20 protein-coding genes, 1 tRNA gene and 1 riboswitch are annotated in these 17,409 nt (G+C 64.1%); of the genes, 12 read left to right on the top strand and 9 right to left on the bottom strand.

The window, feature by feature from the left end:
- Window positions 1–16 precede the first annotated feature (16 nt).
- Together OKW26_RS36770 and OKW26_RS36765 are read left to right on the top strand one after the other, a co-directional pair.
- Window positions 17–406 carry a phage holin family protein gene (locus OKW26_RS36770; protein ID WP_429356644.1) on the top strand — a complete coding sequence of 130 codons (390 nt, stop codon included), beginning with the start codon at window positions 17–19 and terminating at the stop codon, window positions 404–406.
- 57 nt (window positions 407–463) lie between these two features.
- On the top strand, window positions 464–979 hold the full coding sequence (locus tag OKW26_RS36765) for a DUF3318 domain-containing protein (RefSeq protein ID WP_184055431.1): 516 nt from the start codon (window positions 464–466) through the stop codon (window positions 977–979).
- A 79-nt stretch (window positions 980–1,058) separates the two neighbouring features.
- On the opposite strand, the gene OKW26_RS36760 is transcribed toward OKW26_RS36765, so the two are convergent.
- The 7 genes from OKW26_RS36760 to glyA all read right to left on the bottom strand — a co-directional run bounded on the left by OKW26_RS36760 (window position 1,059) and on the right by glyA (window position 5,874).
- On the bottom strand, window positions 1,059–1,490 hold the full coding sequence (locus tag OKW26_RS36760; RefSeq protein ID WP_184062244.1) for a type IV pilin protein: 432 nt from the start codon (window positions 1,488–1,490) through the stop codon (window positions 1,059–1,061).
- Between the two features lie 22 nt (window positions 1,491–1,512).
- Entirely contained in the window at window positions 1,513–1,983 is a 471-nt protein-coding gene (locus tag OKW26_RS36755; protein ID WP_187617853.1) for a pilus assembly PilX family protein, read from the bottom strand.
- Between the two features lie 128 nt (window positions 1,984–2,111).
- Window positions 2,112–2,918 (bottom strand): PilW family protein, encoded by an 807-nt coding sequence (locus OKW26_RS36750; RefSeq protein ID WP_429356643.1) that lies wholly within the window; start codon window positions 2,916–2,918, stop codon window positions 2,112–2,114.
- Window positions 2,915–3,364, bottom strand: coding sequence for a type IV pilus modification PilV family protein (locus OKW26_RS36745; protein ID WP_429356642.1), 450 nt, complete (start codon window positions 3,362–3,364; stop codon window positions 2,915–2,917). The genes OKW26_RS36750 and OKW26_RS36745 overlap by 4 nt, the downstream gene beginning before the upstream one ends.
- The gene (locus OKW26_RS36740) at window positions 3,361–3,927 is read right to left on the bottom strand and encodes a GspH/FimT family pseudopilin (RefSeq protein WP_184062252.1); all 567 of its coding nucleotides are present in this window, start codon (window positions 3,925–3,927) and stop codon (window positions 3,361–3,363) included. The genes OKW26_RS36745 and OKW26_RS36740 overlap by 4 nt, the downstream gene beginning before the upstream one ends.
- A gap of 213 nt (window positions 3,928–4,140) precedes the next feature.
- The gene (gene nrdR / locus OKW26_RS36735) at window positions 4,141–4,623 is read right to left on the bottom strand and encodes a transcriptional regulator NrdR (RefSeq protein WP_008919734.1); all 483 of its coding nucleotides are present in this window, start codon (window positions 4,621–4,623) and stop codon (window positions 4,141–4,143) included.
- Window positions 4,624–4,626: 3 nt separating this feature from the next.
- Window positions 4,627–5,874 carry a serine hydroxymethyltransferase gene (glyA, locus tag OKW26_RS36730; RefSeq protein ID WP_090803175.1) on the bottom strand — a complete coding sequence of 416 codons (1,248 nt, stop codon included), beginning with the start codon at window positions 5,872–5,874 and terminating at the stop codon, window positions 4,627–4,629.
- A gap of 178 nt (window positions 5,875–6,052) precedes the next feature.
- A riboswitch (ZMP/ZTP riboswitch) is annotated at window positions 6,053–6,179 on the bottom strand.
- 247 nt (window positions 6,180–6,426) lie between these two features.
- On the opposite strand from glyA, the gene ydfG reads away from it, so the two are divergent.
- The 10 genes from ydfG to OKW26_RS36680 all read left to right on the top strand — a co-directional run bounded on the left by ydfG (window position 6,427) and on the right by OKW26_RS36680 (window position 15,167).
- On the top strand, window positions 6,427–7,173 hold the full coding sequence (gene ydfG, locus OKW26_RS36725; RefSeq protein WP_090803174.1) for a bifunctional NADP-dependent 3-hydroxy acid dehydrogenase/3-hydroxypropionate dehydrogenase YdfG: 747 nt from the start codon (window positions 6,427–6,429) through the stop codon (window positions 7,171–7,173).
- Between the two features lie 103 nt (window positions 7,174–7,276).
- Window positions 7,277–7,741, top strand: coding sequence for a tol-pal system-associated acyl-CoA thioesterase (gene ybgC, locus OKW26_RS36720; protein ID WP_184062254.1), 465 nt, complete (start codon window positions 7,277–7,279; stop codon window positions 7,739–7,741).
- A gap of 187 nt (window positions 7,742–7,928) precedes the next feature.
- Window positions 7,929–8,606, top strand: a complete 678-nt coding sequence (gene tolQ, locus OKW26_RS36715) for a protein TolQ (RefSeq protein ID WP_090803171.1) — start codon at window positions 7,929–7,931, stop codon at window positions 8,604–8,606.
- A 10-nt stretch (window positions 8,607–8,616) separates the two neighbouring features.
- Window positions 8,617–9,063, top strand: coding sequence for a protein TolR (tolR, locus tag OKW26_RS36710; RefSeq protein ID WP_184062426.1), 447 nt, complete (start codon window positions 8,617–8,619; stop codon window positions 9,061–9,063).
- Entirely contained in the window at window positions 9,060–10,097 is a 1,038-nt protein-coding gene (tolA, locus tag OKW26_RS36705; RefSeq protein ID WP_429356641.1) for a cell envelope integrity protein TolA, read from the top strand. The genes tolR and tolA overlap by 4 nt, the downstream gene beginning before the upstream one ends.
- Window positions 10,098–10,235: 138 nt before the next feature.
- Window positions 10,236–11,528, top strand: coding sequence for a Tol-Pal system beta propeller repeat protein TolB (gene tolB / locus OKW26_RS36700; RefSeq protein WP_429356640.1), 1,293 nt, complete (start codon window positions 10,236–10,238; stop codon window positions 11,526–11,528).
- Between the two features lie 32 nt (window positions 11,529–11,560).
- Window positions 11,561–12,067, top strand: a complete 507-nt coding sequence (gene pal / locus OKW26_RS36695; RefSeq protein WP_018419502.1) for a peptidoglycan-associated lipoprotein Pal — start codon at window positions 11,561–11,563, stop codon at window positions 12,065–12,067.
- Window positions 12,068–12,087: 20 nt separating this feature from the next.
- Complete coding sequence (gene ybgF / locus OKW26_RS36690; protein ID WP_429356639.1) at window positions 12,088–12,837, top strand: tol-pal system protein YbgF; 750 nt, start codon at window positions 12,088–12,090, stop codon at window positions 12,835–12,837.
- 183 nt (window positions 12,838–13,020) lie between these two features.
- Window positions 13,021–13,096 (top strand) — tRNA-Lys (locus tag OKW26_RS36685).
- 328 nt (window positions 13,097–13,424) lie between these two features.
- Window positions 13,425–15,167: a hypothetical protein gene (locus OKW26_RS36680; protein ID WP_429356638.1), complete on the top strand. Its 1,743-nt coding sequence runs from the start codon at window positions 13,425–13,427 to the stop codon at window positions 15,165–15,167.
- 100 nt (window positions 15,168–15,267) lie between these two features.
- Here OKW26_RS36680 and OKW26_RS36675 read toward each other — a convergent pair whose 3' ends face one another.
- The gene (locus OKW26_RS36675) at window positions 15,268–16,650 is read right to left on the bottom strand and encodes a sensor histidine kinase (protein ID WP_429356637.1); all 1,383 of its coding nucleotides are present in this window, start codon (window positions 16,648–16,650) and stop codon (window positions 15,268–15,270) included.
- Complete coding sequence (locus OKW26_RS36670; RefSeq protein ID WP_429356636.1) at window positions 16,628–17,350, bottom strand: response regulator transcription factor; 723 nt, start codon at window positions 17,348–17,350, stop codon at window positions 16,628–16,630. The genes OKW26_RS36675 and OKW26_RS36670 overlap by 23 nt, the downstream gene beginning before the upstream one ends.
- Between the last annotated feature and the right edge of the window lie 59 nt (window positions 17,351–17,409).

Below are 17,409 nucleotides of genomic sequence, written 5' to 3'. Positions count from 1 at the left end.
CGCAACGCCCACAGCCATGACGACCGAAACACACTCGCAGCGCGCAGAACGCAGCCCGTTGCGCCGTATTCTCAGTTCCGTGTTTGCGATCCTGCAGACGCGGCTCGAACTGGTGGGCATCGAACTCGCCGAGGAAAAAGACCGCCTGCTCGGCGTGCTGTTTCTCGGTCTTGCCGCGACGATGCTCGCCACGATGGCCTTGATCGCGTTGACCGCACTCGTCGCCATTGCCTTCTGGGACACCTACCGATGGCAGGCGCTTGCCGGCATCACCGCGGTCTACGCGATTGCCGGGCTCGCCTGTGCGCTGAAGGCGCGCAGCGGTTTGCGCAACGCGCCGATGATATTCGAAGCGACCATCGCGGAGTTCGAAAAGGATCGCGAAGCGTTTCGCAGCCGCGACTGATGGGAAAGTTCGTCTGCATCCGATCCATCGCCTCACCCTCACTGCCGCCGACACGCCATGAGCCCTTCCCGTCCTGATACCGCCTTTCGTAACAAGCGCCATCCGTCGAAGGACCTGAGCGCGCCGCATCTGCGGGCGCTGCGCAAGGAATTGCTGCTCGTGCGCGCGGACGTCGAGCGCGTCGAGCTTGCACGGGCCACCTTCGAACTGCGCCAGGCCGTCGCGCATTTCAGCTGGCTCAGGTTCGTGATCCCCGGCTTTGGCGGCGTGCGCGTCGGTAAAGGGCCAAAGGCGAGCGTGCTCAACGCGGGCACGATCGGCGCGTTGCTCAAGCAGTACCCGTTCATCAGCTCGATCGCTTCGCTGTTGCTCGCCAAACCGCTGCGCGCGAGGGTCGTCGCGAGCGCTAAGCCCGTGCTCAAGTGGGGCAGCCTTGCGCTCGGCGCGTGGGAAGCGTTCCGGATCTGGCAACAGATGAAGAACGAGTCGGCGGCGGCGCGGGCGGCCGCCGCGGCTTCCGCTACGGCGCAGTCGCCGGCTGCGCAGGACGATTCGTTGCGAAGCGGCTATTGAGGTCGTGGCCGCTGCGAGTGGCAGCGATCTATCGGACCTCCCGCTCGCAAGGTTGCGCGTGTCGGACTTCAATCACCCGCTAACTGGTATTCCAGCATTCGCTGCTCGTGGGCATCGCGCCGCTCGCATCGTTTCTATTGCCTCGCTGACCCGTCGCATCCAGCGTGAACGTGCCGCACGGGTCGTCGCGCATCGGGCCCGCTTCCGCGGGCGCCGCTTCGATCGAATAGCCGCCGTTCGTGTCGTCCGCGGGCAGCACGCGCACGCGATACACCGGGGCGCCGAACTGCGGCGCCTGATCGATACCCGGTGGCAAGGCCGGCACGCCATCGCTCGCCGCGGCCTCGACGAATTGCGCAGCCCGATATAACGCCGACGCCGCATCGATGCGATGCGTGCGCGCAATGTGGCTGCGATACGAAGGGATCGCAAACGCGGCGAGCGTGGCGGCAATCGCGAGCGCGATCACGAGTTCGAGCAGCGTGAATGCGGATGTGTTCGGCCTTTTCATACGTGTCCAGTCGGTGCATTCCTCAGAATGGTCTTGCTGCAACGCGCCGCCAATGACGTTCGATCGCGCCATCTTCGGTCACGACCTCCATCTGCAACCAGATCTGCGACTCGCTGCTCCGCCCGAAGCCGCGCGCGGTCAGCAGATAAGCGCTGGCGTTGGGTCGACTCGCGAGACGCCAAGGCTCGATCAGGCATTGCGGCGCGCGCGATGATCCCGGCCATTGCGCCACAGGCGTGATGGCGCCTGCGTCGAATGCGGTTTCAAGCCTCCATTGAGTCGGCTCGCCGGATGTGAGCGGCGCATCGCGCGCGTCGCCACTTGCCGATAGCACGTTGCGCTCGCACCAGCTCAGCGCCGAATCCGCCGCGTGGAAAGCCTGCAGATAGTCGCGCACATTGGTCGCCGCGCGAGCGGCCGCGAGCGATGTTTCGAACCATATCGCGGACGTGGCGAGCATCATGGCCGAGATCAACAGCACGATGGCTAGCACGACGCCGCGTTGATGCGCCCGTCGGGCACCGCCCTGACAATTTCGCCTACCTAAGTGTTTCGCTGTTCCGCCTGGCCCGCCGCATATGTCGTACGCGCAGCCGCGTTGCGTTGCTGTGCCGCGATCCATCACGACGACACCTCCGCGCGATTACGCAGCGCAACGCGGCGGGAAAAAACCTGTCGAGGCCGCAGGTCGGTACCGAGTGTACTCACGCCATCGCAGTCGATGTACTTCGAACGCTGTCCTTGCGCCGCGCCGCGCACCAGCACGCAGACATCGACCGCAACGACGTTCGCCCATTGATCCGCCGCCACGGCCGACGCATTCACCGCATCCGCCGCGCCGTCCAGCCAGTAGCGCAACCGTACGCGCTCGACGCCTTCGATCAGCGGCTGCGCGGACCCCGCGTTGCCGCTGCCCACGCAGTAAAGCTCCGGCTCGCCGGTCGAGCCGCTGACGTTGGCGAAGTAGCGATTGACCACCGGCGCGCCCTCATCGCCAAGGACCGCGTCGCTGCTTTTGACGGCCTGTCCGACACAGTCGGTGACCTGACCGCTCGACGATGGCCATGTCGATACGACGTCTGCGACGTAACGGATCGCGACGCCATCCGAGCCGGTGCTCAAGGCGGTGCAAGCGAGGCTGTCGTCGGCGCCGGTCGGACGACCGCCCGAGCAGCCGAATAGCGCAGGCGCCGCGTTGTAGCCAATGACATCGGCAGGGACGAAGCCGGCCATCTGCAATTGCTGGCCGATCAGCATCAGCGCGGTCAAGCCCGCTTCGCGGATTCGGGTCGCGTTGCTCGCCTGCACGAAGGCGTTGCGCTGCGTCGTGTAAAGGGACACGGCGCCCGCGATCACGAGCAACCCGAGCGCCATCGCGATCAGGAATTCGATTAGCGTATGACCGAGTGGGCAATGCGGCCGCCTCATTTCGCGAACGCCAACGCGACACACGACGATCCAGCCGGTGCATCGACGTCGCCGCAAGGCTCCGTCGGCTGGGCGCTCGCATCGCCCAAAGCGGGCCGGTCCCGCACGGACGCCCACGTCACGCGCGCCGCCGCGACCGCGCCGCTCTCGCCAATCGATGCGTCGCCGTGCGGCAGCAGAACGCTCGCCCAGGTGCGCCATTGATTGAGCGCGACATCGCCCGTGGAAGGCGTGCGCGTCGCTTCGGCAATCGAGTCGGCTATCCACGCGGCGCTCTCGCGCAGCGTCATCGCGCGCGCTTCGCGTGCGGTCCACACCTGAACCGCGATCAAACCCAGCGCGCTCACCGCGACCAACGCGACCGCCAGCATCACCTCGATCAACGAGCTGCCATTACATGTCGATGCGTGCACACGCAAACCGGTCTTGAATGCGGGCTGTCTCATGACGTCGCTCCGCACGCGCCCTCCGAGATCCGCGCGCGACCTCCTGCAGCGACACTGATGCAGCGCCGCCACGAGTTCCCCTGCATCGATTTCGATGGGCTTCGCGGCGCGATATCAAAACTTCGAAACGCGCCGATCAGTTGCCCAGCCGGCGGCGTGAACGTCATATCCGTCTGCACGCCGGCGATGCTCACCGCCGCGAGCGCCGGCTGCGCGCGCAACAACGACGGCTTGCCGCCACGTTCGGCGAATACGGCCCAGCCGCAGGCCCAGTCGGCGATGCCGCCGGCGCAGGCTTGGCCCGACGCGAGACAGACGCGCGCTGCATCGACGCGGCACACCGTGATGCGCGCACCGCGCCGCAGCGCCTCGCTGCGCGCGTAGGCGAACGTGGACAGCAGCGCCTTCGAGCGCGCGTCGACCTGATCGCGCATATGCCATGCGGCGAACGACGGCACCGCCATCACGGCCATCAGCATCACGAGCGCTATCACCGCCAGCGTTTCGACGAGTGTGAAACCGGCGCGCGATGGCCGGCAAATCCCCTGGAATTTCATCTGCATCCCTGAGCGTTACGAACGGATGCAGCCAATCTAGCGATTTGCGAGCGCGCCGACCATCGTCCGAATGGCCAGGTGGCATTCAGACGTTAGCGCGCGCAACAATGCACGTGAAGATCGATCACGGAGGCGGGAGAAGCGATGCGTGAAAAAAAGCGCGAAATGCGCGAGGCGATGGATGCGAATGACCGCAGCTCAGCTGCGACACGCGTGCGCTCAGCGCTTGCGGGAAGGCTTGGGCGGGGAAGAGGCGCGGCGGAATTCCTCGATCACGTCCTCGAATTCGGAGACGTCTTCGAAGCGCCGGTACACGGAAGCGAAACGGACGTAAGCGATCGTGTCGAGCGCGCGCAACTCGTTCATCACGAGTTCGCCGAGGCGCTCGCTACGCACCTCGCGCTCGCCGCTGCCGAGCAGCTGATACTCGATACGGGCGACAGCCGCTTCGATCGCGTCCACCGCAACCGGGCGCTTGCGCAGCGCCAGTTGCATGCTCGCGACGATCTTGCGGCGATCGAATTCCGTGCGCGTGCCGTCCTTCTTGACGACCGACGGCAACGCCAGCTCGACCCGCTCATACGTCGTGAAACGCTTGTCGCAGGCCGGGCAGCGGCGGCGCCGGCGGATCGTCGCGCCGTCTTCGGATACGCGCGAGTCGACGACTTGCGTATCGGCATGGCGGCAGAAGGGGCAATGCATGGTTTAGCCGTAGACCGGAAAGCGCTTGGTCAGATCGGCGACCTGAACCTTCACGCGCTCGATCGTCGCGGCATCTTCCGGGTTGTCCAGCACGTCGGCGATCAGGTTGCCGACCTGCTCGGCTTCCTTCACGCCGAAGCCGCGCGTGGTCATGGCCGGAGAACCGAGGCGGATACCCGAGGTCACGAACGGCTTTTCCGGATCGTTCGGGATCGCGTTCTTGTTGACCGTGATGTGCGCCGCGCCGAGTGCCGCTTCCGCAGCCTTGCCGGTGATCTTCTTCGCGCGCAGGTCGACCAGCATCACGTGGCTTTCGGTGCGACCCGACACGATGCGCAGACCGCGCTTGACCAGCGTTTCAGCAAGCACACGCGCGTTCTCGACGACCTGCTGCTGATACGCCTTGAATTCCGGCGAAAGCGCTTCCTTGAACGCGACGGCCTTCGCGGCGATCACGTGCATCAACGGACCGCCCTGGATGCCCGGGAAAATCGCCGAGTTGATCGGCTTCTCGAACTCGGCCTTCATCAGGATCACGCCGCCGCGCGGGCCGCGCAGGCTCTTGTGCGTGGTGGTGGTGACGAAATCGGCGTGCGGCACCGGGTTCGGATAAACGCCCGCGGCGACCAGACCGGCGTAGTGCGCCATGTCGACCATGAAGTACGCGCCGACCGACTTCGCGATCTTCGACATGCGTTCGAAATCGATGCGCAGCGCGAACGCGGACGCGCCCGCTACGATCAGCTTCGGCTTGTGTTCTTGCGCGAGCTTCTCGGCGGCGTCGTAGTCGATGTCTTCGGCTTCGTTCAGGCCGTAGCTGACCACATTGAACCACTTGCCCGACATGTTGACCGGCGAGCCGTGCGTGAGGTGGCCGCCGTGCGCGAGGCTCATGCCCATGATCGTGTCGCCCGGCTTGAGCATCGCGAAGAACACGCCCTGGTTCGCCTGCGAGCCCGAGTTCGGCTGCACGTTCGCGGCTTCGGCGCCGAACAGCTGCTTCACGCGGTCGATCGCCAGCTGCTCGGCAACGTCGACGTATTCACAGCCGCCGTAGTAGCGCTTGCCCGGATACCCTTCGGCGTACTTGTTCGTGAGTTGCGAGCCTTGCGCGGCCATCACGGCCGGGCTCGTGTAGTTTTCCGACGCGATCAGTTCGATGTGCTCTTCCTGACGGCGGTTTTCCTGCTCGATGACCTTCCAGAGTTCAGGATCGACGTTGGCGATGGTGCTTTGGGCTCTGTCAAACATACGGGTTCCGTTGAGTGTTTTCAGGTTGACCGGATCGTGCGCCGAATCCTGCGTAGAGGGTACACAGCGGGGTACGCAGCGCTTTGGGCGGCGAGGCTTGCCCTGACGTGGCGAGTGGAGAGTCGCCGCACACGCGAGGCGAGCCAGCCACCGTCAGCGCAGATTAATGCGCGCGGTTCACGGCTGCCCAGGCGAACGGCAAAACGGCACCCTGCGCTTCACGGTGGGTTGTTCCACCTTGAACCCGATTGGTTGAATCGGCTGAGTCGGACGACTCGGTTCTATCGCCAGTCACGCAGGGTCGAGCGCGTTAGTGTATTGGAAGAGGCCCGAATAGGCAACCGGCTTGCGGGTGCTCCGGCGGCCGCTGGCGGGGCCTCCGGACGGTTTGGCGGCCCCGCTGCGCAACCATCTGAGGAAAGCGCGCCGGTCGCGCCGCGCACCCGTTGCGCGCCGCCGCGGCAGCCGCCGATCCGGCTCGTGCATCCTTGCCGCAGCGTGCCATTGGAAGTAGGCTTTGGGCCTTTGTCTCTTACCGACCAGGGAACTGCAATGATCGTGTTTGTCACAGGAGCGTCGGCCGGATTCGGCGCCGCCATCGCCCGCTCGTTCGTCAAGGGCGGCCATCGTGTCGTCGCCACTGCACGCCGCAAGGACCGTCTGCAAGCACTCGCCGACGAGCTCGGCGACGCGCTGCTGCCGTACGAGCTCGACGTGCGCGATCGCGCCGCCGTCGAAGCCGTGCCCGCCTCGCTGCCGGCGGACTTCGCCGCGATCGACGTGCTCGTCAACAACGCCGGCCTCGCGCTCGGCACCGAGCCGGCTCACAAGGCAAGTCTCGATGAATGGAACACCATGATCGAGACCAATTGCACGGGCCTCGCGCAGGTCACGCATGCGCTGTTGCCCGGCATGGTCGAGCGCAACCGCGGGCATATCTTCAATCTGGGTTCGGTGGCGGGCCGCTGGCCGTACGCGGGCGGCAACGTGTACGGCGCGACCAAGGCGTTCGTGCGCCAGTTCAGCCTGAACCTGCGCGCCGACCTCGCCGGCACCGCGCTGCGCGTGACCGACATCGAGCCGGGCCTGTGCGGCGGCACCGAATTCTCGAACGTGCGTTATCGCGGCGACGACGACAAGGCCGCCAAGGTCTACGAAAACGTGCAGCCGCTGACGGCCGAAGACATCGCCGATTCCATCTACTGGATCGCCACGCGCCCAGCCCACGTCAACATCAACACGATCGAGCTGATGCCGGTCGCGCAGTCGTTCGCCGGTCTGTCCGTGCATCGCGGCTGAGTTTGAAGGCGGGCGGCCGGCAAAGCCGGCTCCCATCGCCGCCGACGCCCGCCACAAGCAACTCACACTTCGAAACAGACCCCGGGTTGTGCGTTCCGGTAGAATGCGCCGCATGAATATGTCGACCAGCCAGCCAGGCACGGAAATCGGCTATACGTGGCCCATCCGCGTGTACTACGAAGATACCGACGCCGGCGGCATCGTGTTTTACGCCAATTACCTGAAGTTTTTCGAACGCGCTCGCACCGAATGGCTGCGCGCGTGCGGCGTCGACCAGCACCGGCTTGCGGAAGAAAACGACACGATTTTCATCGTGCGCAGTACCGCGGTCGATTACCGGGCTCCGGCCAGACTCGACGACATCGTGAAAATTATCAGCCGGATCGAGCGTCTTGGCCGAGCTTCGGTAGACTTCGTGCAGGAAGCATGGCGCGAAGGCACGCTGCTTGCCACCGGTTCGGTCCGGATTGGCTGTGTGGACCGCGCGACGCTGCGGCCAGCCGCGATCCCGCCGTCGGTTCTCGCCGCGCTGCGGCACGGGCCGGGCACTAGCGAGAGCGCTGACTGAACGACGGCGGCATGTCAACGGACGATCCCTGAGCCTCGTTGTTACGGGGCCAGTGAACTCATACCGGTCAGGTAACACAAAGCATGGTTCGGCTTCGATACCGCCGAAGCTTCCGTTTTGCCCACGGCAAGCTTGAAGCGGCCTTGCAGCCGGACGCCCCCTTCCCGGGACGTTAAAACGAACCTTTATGAACACTACACAAGATCTGTCGATCGTTTCACTCGTACTCAACGCGAGCCTGCTGGCCCAGGCCGTCATGGCTCTGCTGCTGTTGCTGTCGCTACTCTCCTGGACTTTCATCTTCCGCAAGTGGTTTGCGATTCGCCGGGCGCGCGCGCAAACTGAACGCTTCGAGCGTGATTTCTGGTCGGGCGGCGACCTGCAGGCGCTGTATCAGAGCGCCGCGAACAACCGTCACAGGATCGGCGCGCTCGAGCGGATTTTCGAGTCCGGCATGCGGGAATTCCTGAAGGGCAAAGAGAAGCGCCTGAACGATTCGGGCGCGATTCTCGACGGCGCCCGGCGCGCGATGCGCGCGGCGTTCCAACGCGAAATGGACGTTCTCGAAGCGAATCTGGCGTTCCTCGCGTCGGTCGGTTCGGTCAGCCCATATATCGGTCTGTTCGGCACGGTGTGGGGGATCATGAATGCGTTCCGCGGCCTCGCCAACGTGCAGCAGGCCACGCTCGCGAACGTCGCGCCGGGCATCGCCGAGGCCCTGACCGCCACCGCGATCGGCCTGTTCGCCGCAATTCCGGCCGTGGTCGCCTACAACCGCTACGCGCACGACATCGACCGTCTGGCGATCCGTTTCGAAACCTTCATCGAAGAGTTCTCGAACATCCTGCAGCGCCAGGCACACTGAGGAGGCCATGATGGCAGGCTCCCGTTCCTCCAGCATGCGCGGCTCGCGCTCGCGTCGCGCAATGGCCGACATCAACGTCGTGCCGTACATCGACGTGATGCTCGTGCTGCTAGTGATCTTCATGGTCACGGCGCCGCTCGTCGCGCCGTCGATCGTCAATCTGCCGACCGTCGGCGGCGCGGCGCCCCAACAGCAGACGCCGCCCGTCATCGTCAACATCCGCGCGGACGGCAATATGAGCGTCAAGTACAAGGACGACTCCGGCGCGCAGCAGCAGGAAGACATGACGAAGGCTGGCCTCAACGGTTTCATCGCCGACCGGGCACAATCGCACCCCGATCAGCCCGTCGTGATCGCCGCCGACAAAACCGTGAAATACGAAGTCGTGATGAACGTGATGTCCGATCTGAAGGCTCGGGGCGTCAAGCGCGTCGGATTGCTCGTCAAATCGCAATGATCCGCAAGAACTCCGAATACCCGCTTCAGCCGCCGCGTGAACGCGGCACCGGGCGAGCTTTTCTGTTCGCGCTGGTGATGCATGCGCTGCTCGGATTCTTCCTGTATCGCGGCATCCAATGGCAGAACAGCACGCCCGAGGGCGAGCAGGCGGAACTGTGGACAGAGGTGCCGGATTCGGCGATTCCGCGTCCCGTCGTCACGCCGCCGCCCACGCCGGTCGCCCCTGCTCCGCCCGTGCGCGACGAACAGGCCGACATCGCGCTGCAGGAAAAGAAGCGTCAGCAGCAGGAAGCGGCTCGCGCGGCCCAACTGGCCGAACAGCAGCGCCAGCTGAAGCTGAAAGAGCAGCAGGAAGCGGAAGCGAAGCGGCAGCAACAGCTGGCGGCCGAACAGGCGGCCCAACTCGCGGCGCAGAAGGCCGCGAAGCTCAAGCAGCAGCAGGCGCAACAGCAGCAACAGCAGCAGGCCGAGAAGCTCAAGCAACAGCAGCTCGCCGAGCAGCAGAAGCAACAGCAACTGAAAGAACAGCAGGAGCAGCAGCAAAAGCAGGCTCAGGCAGAAGCGCAGAAGAAGGCTGAGGCGGAGAAAGCGGCGAAGGCCAAGGCGCAAGCCGATGCGGCCGCGCAGGCGAAAAAGCAGCTCGACAACGAACGTCGCGCGCGGCTTGCGCAGATGCAGGGTCTGGCTGGCGGCGTGGGCGGCAGCAGTTCGAGCAGCAACGGACTGGGCAAGAGCGGAACGGGTAGCGGCTCGGGCGGCACGGCGGCATCGCCGGGTTACGCGGACAAGGTACGACGGCTGGTGCTTCAGCATGTGAACTGGGGCGGCGAAACGGAAGGTCTCGAGACCGTGATCGCCGTGCGTTGTTCGCCGGACGGCAATCAGCTGAGCGCAAACATTACCCACAGCAGCGGCAACGCCGCGTGGGACGCCGCCGCGTTGCGGGCGGTGAAAGCCTCCGATCCGATGCCTCGGGACGTCAATGGCAAGACGCCGGACTACTTCACTATCACGCTGCGTCCGGCGGCTTGATGTGCAGGCTGACAGCCGACCAGCGGCCAACGCCGCGCCCCACCCGGCGCGGCGTTGCGCGGGAACGAAATAGCCGTTTTCCGGTCTGTCTGCTGACTTCGAGTATTAAGTAAAACCGTTTTGAGGAACCCATACAGCATGAGTTTGATGACCAAGCTAGGCCTGCGAACACTCGTGGCAACGTGCCTGATCGCCGTCGGCGGCGCCGCCAACGCACAACTCAACGTCCTCGTGACGGGCGTCGGATCCACTCAGTTTCCGATCGCAACGGCGAATTTCGCCAATGAAGCGAACTCCCCGCAGCAGGTCAGCACGATCGTGCGTCAGGATCTGCAACGCAGCGGCAAATTCACGAATATCGACGCAGGCTCGGCGCCGGTGTCCGAGACCGATTCCGTCGACCTCGGCGCATGGAAGGCGAAGGGCGCCAACGCGTTCGTCGCGGGCAGCGTGAACCGCCTGCCGAACGGCCAGTACGAAGTGCGCTTCAAGCTGTACGACACGGTCAAGGGCGAAAGCCTCGGCGGCCTCGTGCTGGTGAGCCCGGAAAGCGGTCTGCGCATGAGCGCGCACAAGGTCGCGGACTACATTTACGCCAAGCTGATGGGCAATCGCGGCGTGTTCGCCACGCGCCTGTCGTATGTGATCAAGTCGGGCAACCGCTACCAGCTGCAGATCTCGGATTCGGACGGTCAGGACGCGCACATCGCGCTGTCGAGCCCCGAGCCGATCATCTCGCCGGCCTGGTCGCCCGACGGCACCAAGGTCGCTTACGTGTCGTTCGAGAAGAAGAAGCCGATCGTCTATATCCACGACCTGCCCACGGGCCGGCGCATCGTCGTATCGGACCAGAAGGGCAACAACAGTGCGCCGGCGTGGTCGCCGGATGGCCGCACGCTCGCCGTCGCGCTGTCGCGTACCGGCAATACGCAGATTTTCGCGGTCAACGCGGACGGCAGCGGTCTGCGTCGTCTGACGCAAGGCAGCTCGATCGACACCGAGCCGACCTACTCTCCTGACGGTCAGTGGATCTATTTCACGAGCGACCGCGGCGGCGCACCGCAGATCTACAAGATGCCGGCGCAAGGTGAAAGCGCGGGCGGCGCGCAACGCGTCACGTTTACGGGCAGCTACAACACCAGCCCGCGTGTGAGTCCTGACGGCAAGGAGCTTGCCTACATCTCGCGCGTCGGCGGTGCATTCAAGCTGTACATCCAGGACCTGCAAGGCGGATCCGCCACGGGCCTGACGGACACGACACATGACGAATCGCCGAGCTTCGCGGCGAACGGTCAGTACATTCTTTACGCCACTCAGGTGAACGGCCGTGGCGTGTTGGCCGCAGTATCGACCGACGGTCGCACTCGGCAGGTCCTGTCCGTTCAGGGGGGCAGCGTACGCGAGCCGTCCTGGGGCCCGTTTATGCAATAACGTTGATGCAATAACACAAGGAGAGTAATCAAATGATGTCCAAACTTCGTTTCGCATTCGCCGTCGTGATGGTCGGTGCACTGGCCGCATGTCACTCGGGCGTCAAGCTCGACGAAAACGCCAACAAGGGCGCGGGCTCGGCCCAACCGAACCCGAACGACGTCGCGACGGTCAACGTCGACCCGCTGAACGATCCGAACAGCCCGCTCGCGAAGCGCAGCATCTACTTCGACTTCGACAGCTACTCGGTGAAGGATGACTATCAACCGCTGCTGCAACAACACGCGCAATATCTGAAGAGCCACCCGCAGCGTCACGTGCTGATCCAGGGCAACACCGACGAGCGCGGCACCAGCGAATACAACCTCGCACTCGGCCAGAAGCGTGCTGAAGCCGTGCGTCGTTCGCTGTCGCTGATGGGCGTGTCGGATTCGCAAATGGAGGCCGTGAGCCTCGGCAAGGAAAAGCCGCTGGCAACGGGTCATGACGAAGCGTCGTGGGCACAGAACCGCCGCGCCGACCTCGCGTATCAACAGTAAGTCAACGGGTGGTGAGCCGAATGACGCATCGTTTCTCCTGGCTGCGGTTTGCCGCAGCGGCCTGCGTCGCAGGCACGGCCCTCATGGCCGTGCCCGCCCATGCGGGCATGTTCGACGACGATCAGGCCCGCCAGGCCATTCTCGATCTGCGCTCGAAGACCGATAGTCTGTCGAGCCAGCTATCGGCGGCGCAACGCACGATCCTCGATCAGTCCAACCGTCTCGACCAGCTCAACCAGCAGGTCGCGACGCTGCGCGGACAGAACGAGGACATGGCGAACCAGCTCACGACGCTGCAAAAGCAGCAGAAGGACTACTACACCGATCTCGACACGCGCCTGAAGAAATTCGAGCCGCAGCAACAGACGGTGGACGGCGTCCAGGGCGAGGTGCAGCCGGGTGAAACCGATGCGTTCAACGCGGCTTCACAGCAATTCCGCAGCGGCGACTTCAAGAACGCGGCGGCATCGTTCCGCAGCTTCATCTCCAAATATCCGAACAGCCCCTATCAGCCGACCGCGCAATACTGGCTCGGCAACGCGCTGTATGCACTGCGCGACTACAAGGGTTCGACGACTGTCTGGCAAGGTGTCGTGAAGAACTATCCGCAGCATCCGCGTGCACCGGAAGCGCTGCTCGCGATCGCGAACAATCAGCTCGAACAAGGCCAGAAGGCCGCGGCGAAAAAGACGCTCGAGCAGATCGTCGCGCAATACGCCGGCTCGGACGTCGCGCAGTCGGCGCAGAACAAGCTGTCGCAGATCAAGTAGATCGTGGTGTCGGATTGATCACGTTTTGATGTAGTTGGCGGTAACGCGCAGTGTCCGAAGTGATAGCCACGCGCGCCTCTCGCTGGAAAGCCCGGGTAGTGATGCCCGGGCTTTTCATTTTGGGCGACGGTCTTGCCGAGTTGACAGGGCATGGGTGCGCCGATATAATTTCGCTTCTCTTTTGGGTCGTTAGCTCAGCTGGTAGAGCAGCGGACTTTTAATCCGTTGGTCACAGGTTCGAATCCCGTACGGCCTACCAAAAGATTCGAGGGCTGACATGCGAAAGCATGTCGGCCCTTTTCTTTTTCCTTTGCCCGCGTGTGCAAACAGGTACGCGTGCGGCAAGCGAGCCGCCTCTTCCCGTCCGCCTCAACGTAGCCTTCCGTTCAGGCACTGCCCTCCGCCCTCCAACGCCGCCAAAAAACACCAGGCATCCCGCAACGACATCGCGCCAACGCGCCAGCGCATTCTTATCTTTTTAGTAATTTTCGATTCATGTTTGTGCCACGGGTGGTTTGTAGCCTCGCGACTTGCAATACCGGCTGCAACTTTCAAAAAATTTCACCCACCCTACTCAAACACACAGAATGCAAACCACCCTGAAGGCGCTTCCGATCGCGGTTCTGATCTCCGCCATCTACGGCTGCGGCGGCAGCACCCAAAACCCGTCGAGCACGAGCGCGCCGCAAGGCACCACGAGCAGCACCCCGGCCACGACGACGACGCCCTCGACTTCCGCCAGCAACTACACGGCTGGCAACCTGCTGATCTCGCGCACGGCCTATGATCCGGCGTACGTCGTGAGCGGCACGCTGCCTTATAACGCGACGCCCACGACCACCAATACGTCGCCCGTGACGGCCGTCACGCCCGGCGGCTTTCCGAACGTATTCACCAACGATTCGAACGACGCCAACTTCGGCGTGACGTCGGAAGCGTATCTGGACCAGTGGGCACCGAACGCGACGAGCCCGTCGCAAACGCTGGACATCACCGCGCTGGCCGCGAAAAGCAACGTGAATTTCGCCACCAGCTTCGCCTCGAAGTCGGAGCTCGCGCTGAACGTGTCGCTGGATCAGAAATCGCTGACCTTCACCGGCTACAACGCGTCGATCGACCAGCTCGATATCTCAAACACGAATACGCCGGGCGTGGTCGACACGACGAATACCGACATCGCAACGCCTACCTACCGTACCGTCGCGCAGCTGAATTTCGCCGATAACAGCCTGTCGTTCACGAACACCAACGCATACGCCGGCAACAACAGCCGCGCGGCCGTGCTCGCCAACGGCATGTACTACATCGTCGGCAATGCCGGCAATTCGGGCAAGAATCCGAAGCCGACGACGGCCCAGCTCGACATGCTGACGATGAACACCGGCGTGCAAAGCATCGCTCCGGGCAGCCAATGCGCGTTCACGCAAGTGATCGGCGCATTCCAGTCCGGCACGGGCACCGGCACGTACGCGGTCGCACCGGCTGGAACGGCGTGCTCGCTGGCGTCGATGGGTTCGATCACGGGCGGTAGCTCGACGGGCGACCAGTTCGGCTTCTCGATCGCGAGTCTGCCGACCACGCCCGCGACGGCCGCCGACAAAACCGGCAAGGACGCCAACTACCGCGGCCTGTTCGTCGGCCCGGACGGCACGATGTATGTCTCCAAGGGCAGCGGCGGCAACGGCGTGAACACGGTGTACCAGGTCGGCGCGACCGGTGCGCTCGCCAATGGCGGCAAGTTGCCGCAAAACGCCGCGACGACGATCGTGCCTGGTTTCCCGACGGCCCTCGCGACCAACCTGACGGCGCTCACGTCGCCTAGCCAGGTGACCGGCACGGTCTATCCGTTCGGGATGTGGATCCCCGCGTCGAATCCGTCGATCATGTTCGTCGCTGACGAAGGCGACAGCACGCCGGGCGACCAGGTGAGCGGCAGCGGCGGCCTGTGGGTCTATCAGAACCAGAACGGCACGTGGAAGCCGCTCGCCAACCTGACGACCGGCCTGAACCTCGGCACGGCCTACACGGTGACGGACACGACCGGCGCGTACGGTACGAAGGGCGCGAGCTATACGACGACGCCTGACGGCTTGCGCAACATCACGGGCCAGGTCAACAGCGACGGTTCGTTCACGATCTACGCGGTGACCTCGACGATCGGCAACAGCCTCGGCACCGCGTTCGATGCGGGCGCCGACTCGAACCAGCTCGTCAAGATCACCGTGAGCATCAACGGTTCGACGGTGAGCTCGGCGAAGGGCTTCACCGTGATGCAGACCGCGCCGTATGGCCAGGCGCTGCGCGGCGTCGCACTCGTGCCGAAGTCCTGAGCGGGTTAGTAGATTCAAAAGAAACGACCTGCCATCCGGCAGGTCGTTTTTTCTTGCACGCTCCAACGTAAAATCCGTCGCGAGCAATCGCCGTCTCGCCTCAACGCGCCGGCAGTCCCGCATTGAACCGCAACACGATCCTGCAGCCTGGCGTGTTGTCGTGAATCTCCACGACGGCCTCGTGCACCCGCGCGATCGCGGCCACGAGACTCAAGCCGACGCCATGCCCCGAAGTCGCCGCCTCCTGCCCGTTTCTGCTGCGATAGAACGGACGCAGGACTGCATCGCGCTCACCTGCCTCGATTCCGGGTCCAGTATCCGCGACCTGCACGACGGGCCTTCCCGCTTCAAGCGTTGCTTGCAGCGTCACCGCGCCGCCACCGGGCGTGAACTTCAGCGCGTTATCGAGCAGATTCTCGATAGCGCCGAACAGCAGATCCACGTCGCCGCGCGCGAAAACTGGTTCGGACGCAAGCACCGCGACCGACAAACGACGGTTCTCCGCGACCGGCTCGTACAACTCCGCGACGTCGCGCAGGATGGTGTCCAGCGACACGTCGCAGAAGCTCGCGCGTCTGACATCCGCTTCGACCTCCGCGATCCTCAATAGCGCGGTGAAACGGTTCAGCACGACGTCCGATTGCGCGATCGCGGTGTCGACGGCGCTCGTGTAGTCGTCGACGGTATGCGAGCGCCGCCGCGCGCGTTCGAGGCCCGCGCGCAGATGCGTCATCGGCGTGCGCAGATCGTGCGCGATGCCCGCGCACACGCCGCGCACTTCGGCCACCAGCCGCTCGATTTCATCGAGCATCAGGTTGACGATTTCCGCCAGACGATCGAGATCGTGATGCGTGCCGCGATTCGACAGACGCCGGTTCAGTTGGCCCGCCATGATCTCGCGCGCCGTCAGACTCATCGAGCGGATACGCCGGTTCGACATCGCGTGAAGCGCGGCGCCGCAGCCAACGGCAAGCAGAATCGTCAGCATGAGCCCGAGGCACAGGATCTTCACGAGCGTATGGTCGAAATGAATGATCTCGTCGATCGAGTGACCGACGACCACCCGCAGACCGCTACGCGTCGGCACGATGATGCCGCGAAAATGACTGGCCAGCGACGGCGGCCCGTCGTCCATTGCTTGCGTGTAGTAGTACGGCCGGCGCTCGCGCTCGGCCGGCAACGCATGGATATTGCCGGCGAGCCAGCGGCCTTCTTCGTCGAACACGCCATAGGGCCGGCTGCTCGCGATGTCGCGCCGGCTCAGCGCCGCGATATTGGCGATCGCCTCGGCGCGGCCGATCGAGCTGAACTCGGCCACTTCTCCGCGCAGCCGTTCATCGACCTCGTGCAGCAGATACGTGTGCATCATCCAGTAGAGCATCGCGAACAGCACGACCGCGCAACTGATGAACACCATCAGCAGCCATGTGACGTTGTTCGCCGGCAGGCGCAGCCAGCGCCTAGTCGCCGGCACGGAGGACATAGCCGACATTTCGAACCGTGTGGATCATCAGCGAAAACCGTCCGTTCAGACTGATCTTGCGGCGCAGGTGACCGATATGCATGTCGATCACGTTGGTCTGCGCATTGAAGCGGTAATTCCAGACCGACTCGAACAGCATCGCGCGCGTCACAGGCTGCTCCGTATGCAGCATCAGGTATCTGAGCAACTGGTACTCGCGAGGCTTCAACTCGATCGACTCGCCCGCGCGCTGGACCTGATGCGTGCCCATATCGAGCACGAGATCGCCGACGCTCAGCACCAGCGGTTGCTCCGAAGAAGAGCGGCGGCGCAGCAGCGCATTGAGGCGCGCGGTCAGCTCGAGACTGTCGAATGGTTTGGTCAGGTAATCATCGCCGCCGGCGCGCAGGCCGCGTACGCGTTCGTCGACCGCCGAAAGCGCGCTCAGTATCAGCACCGGGGTCTCTTTGCCGACGTTGCGCAGCGTGGAGAGGATCGACAGACCATCCACGTCGGGCAGCATCCGGTCGAGCACGACTGCGTCGAAATCGCCGTTGAGCGCGCGCAACAGGCCGGCATGGCCGCTCGGCACGCTTTCCACCGCGAAGTTGTAGTCCTCGAGCGCGGTGGACACTTCGAGCCTCACACGCTCGTCATCTTCGACGACGAGAATGCGGGGTCTGCGCCCCGCAGGGTAGTTGATCGCTGCTCTGCTTTCCAAGAGGACATCGTTTCCTGTGGTCGTGCGTCGCCGCATGAACGGCGACGTCAATAGCGGGG

The sequence above is a fragment of the Paraburkholderia sp. 32 genome (assembly GCF_050435345.1).
GTDB classification, from domain to species: domain Bacteria; phylum Pseudomonadota; class Gammaproteobacteria; order Burkholderiales; family Burkholderiaceae; genus Paraburkholderia; species Paraburkholderia tuberum.
This window is presented reverse-complemented; position numbering and strand designations above follow the sequence as displayed.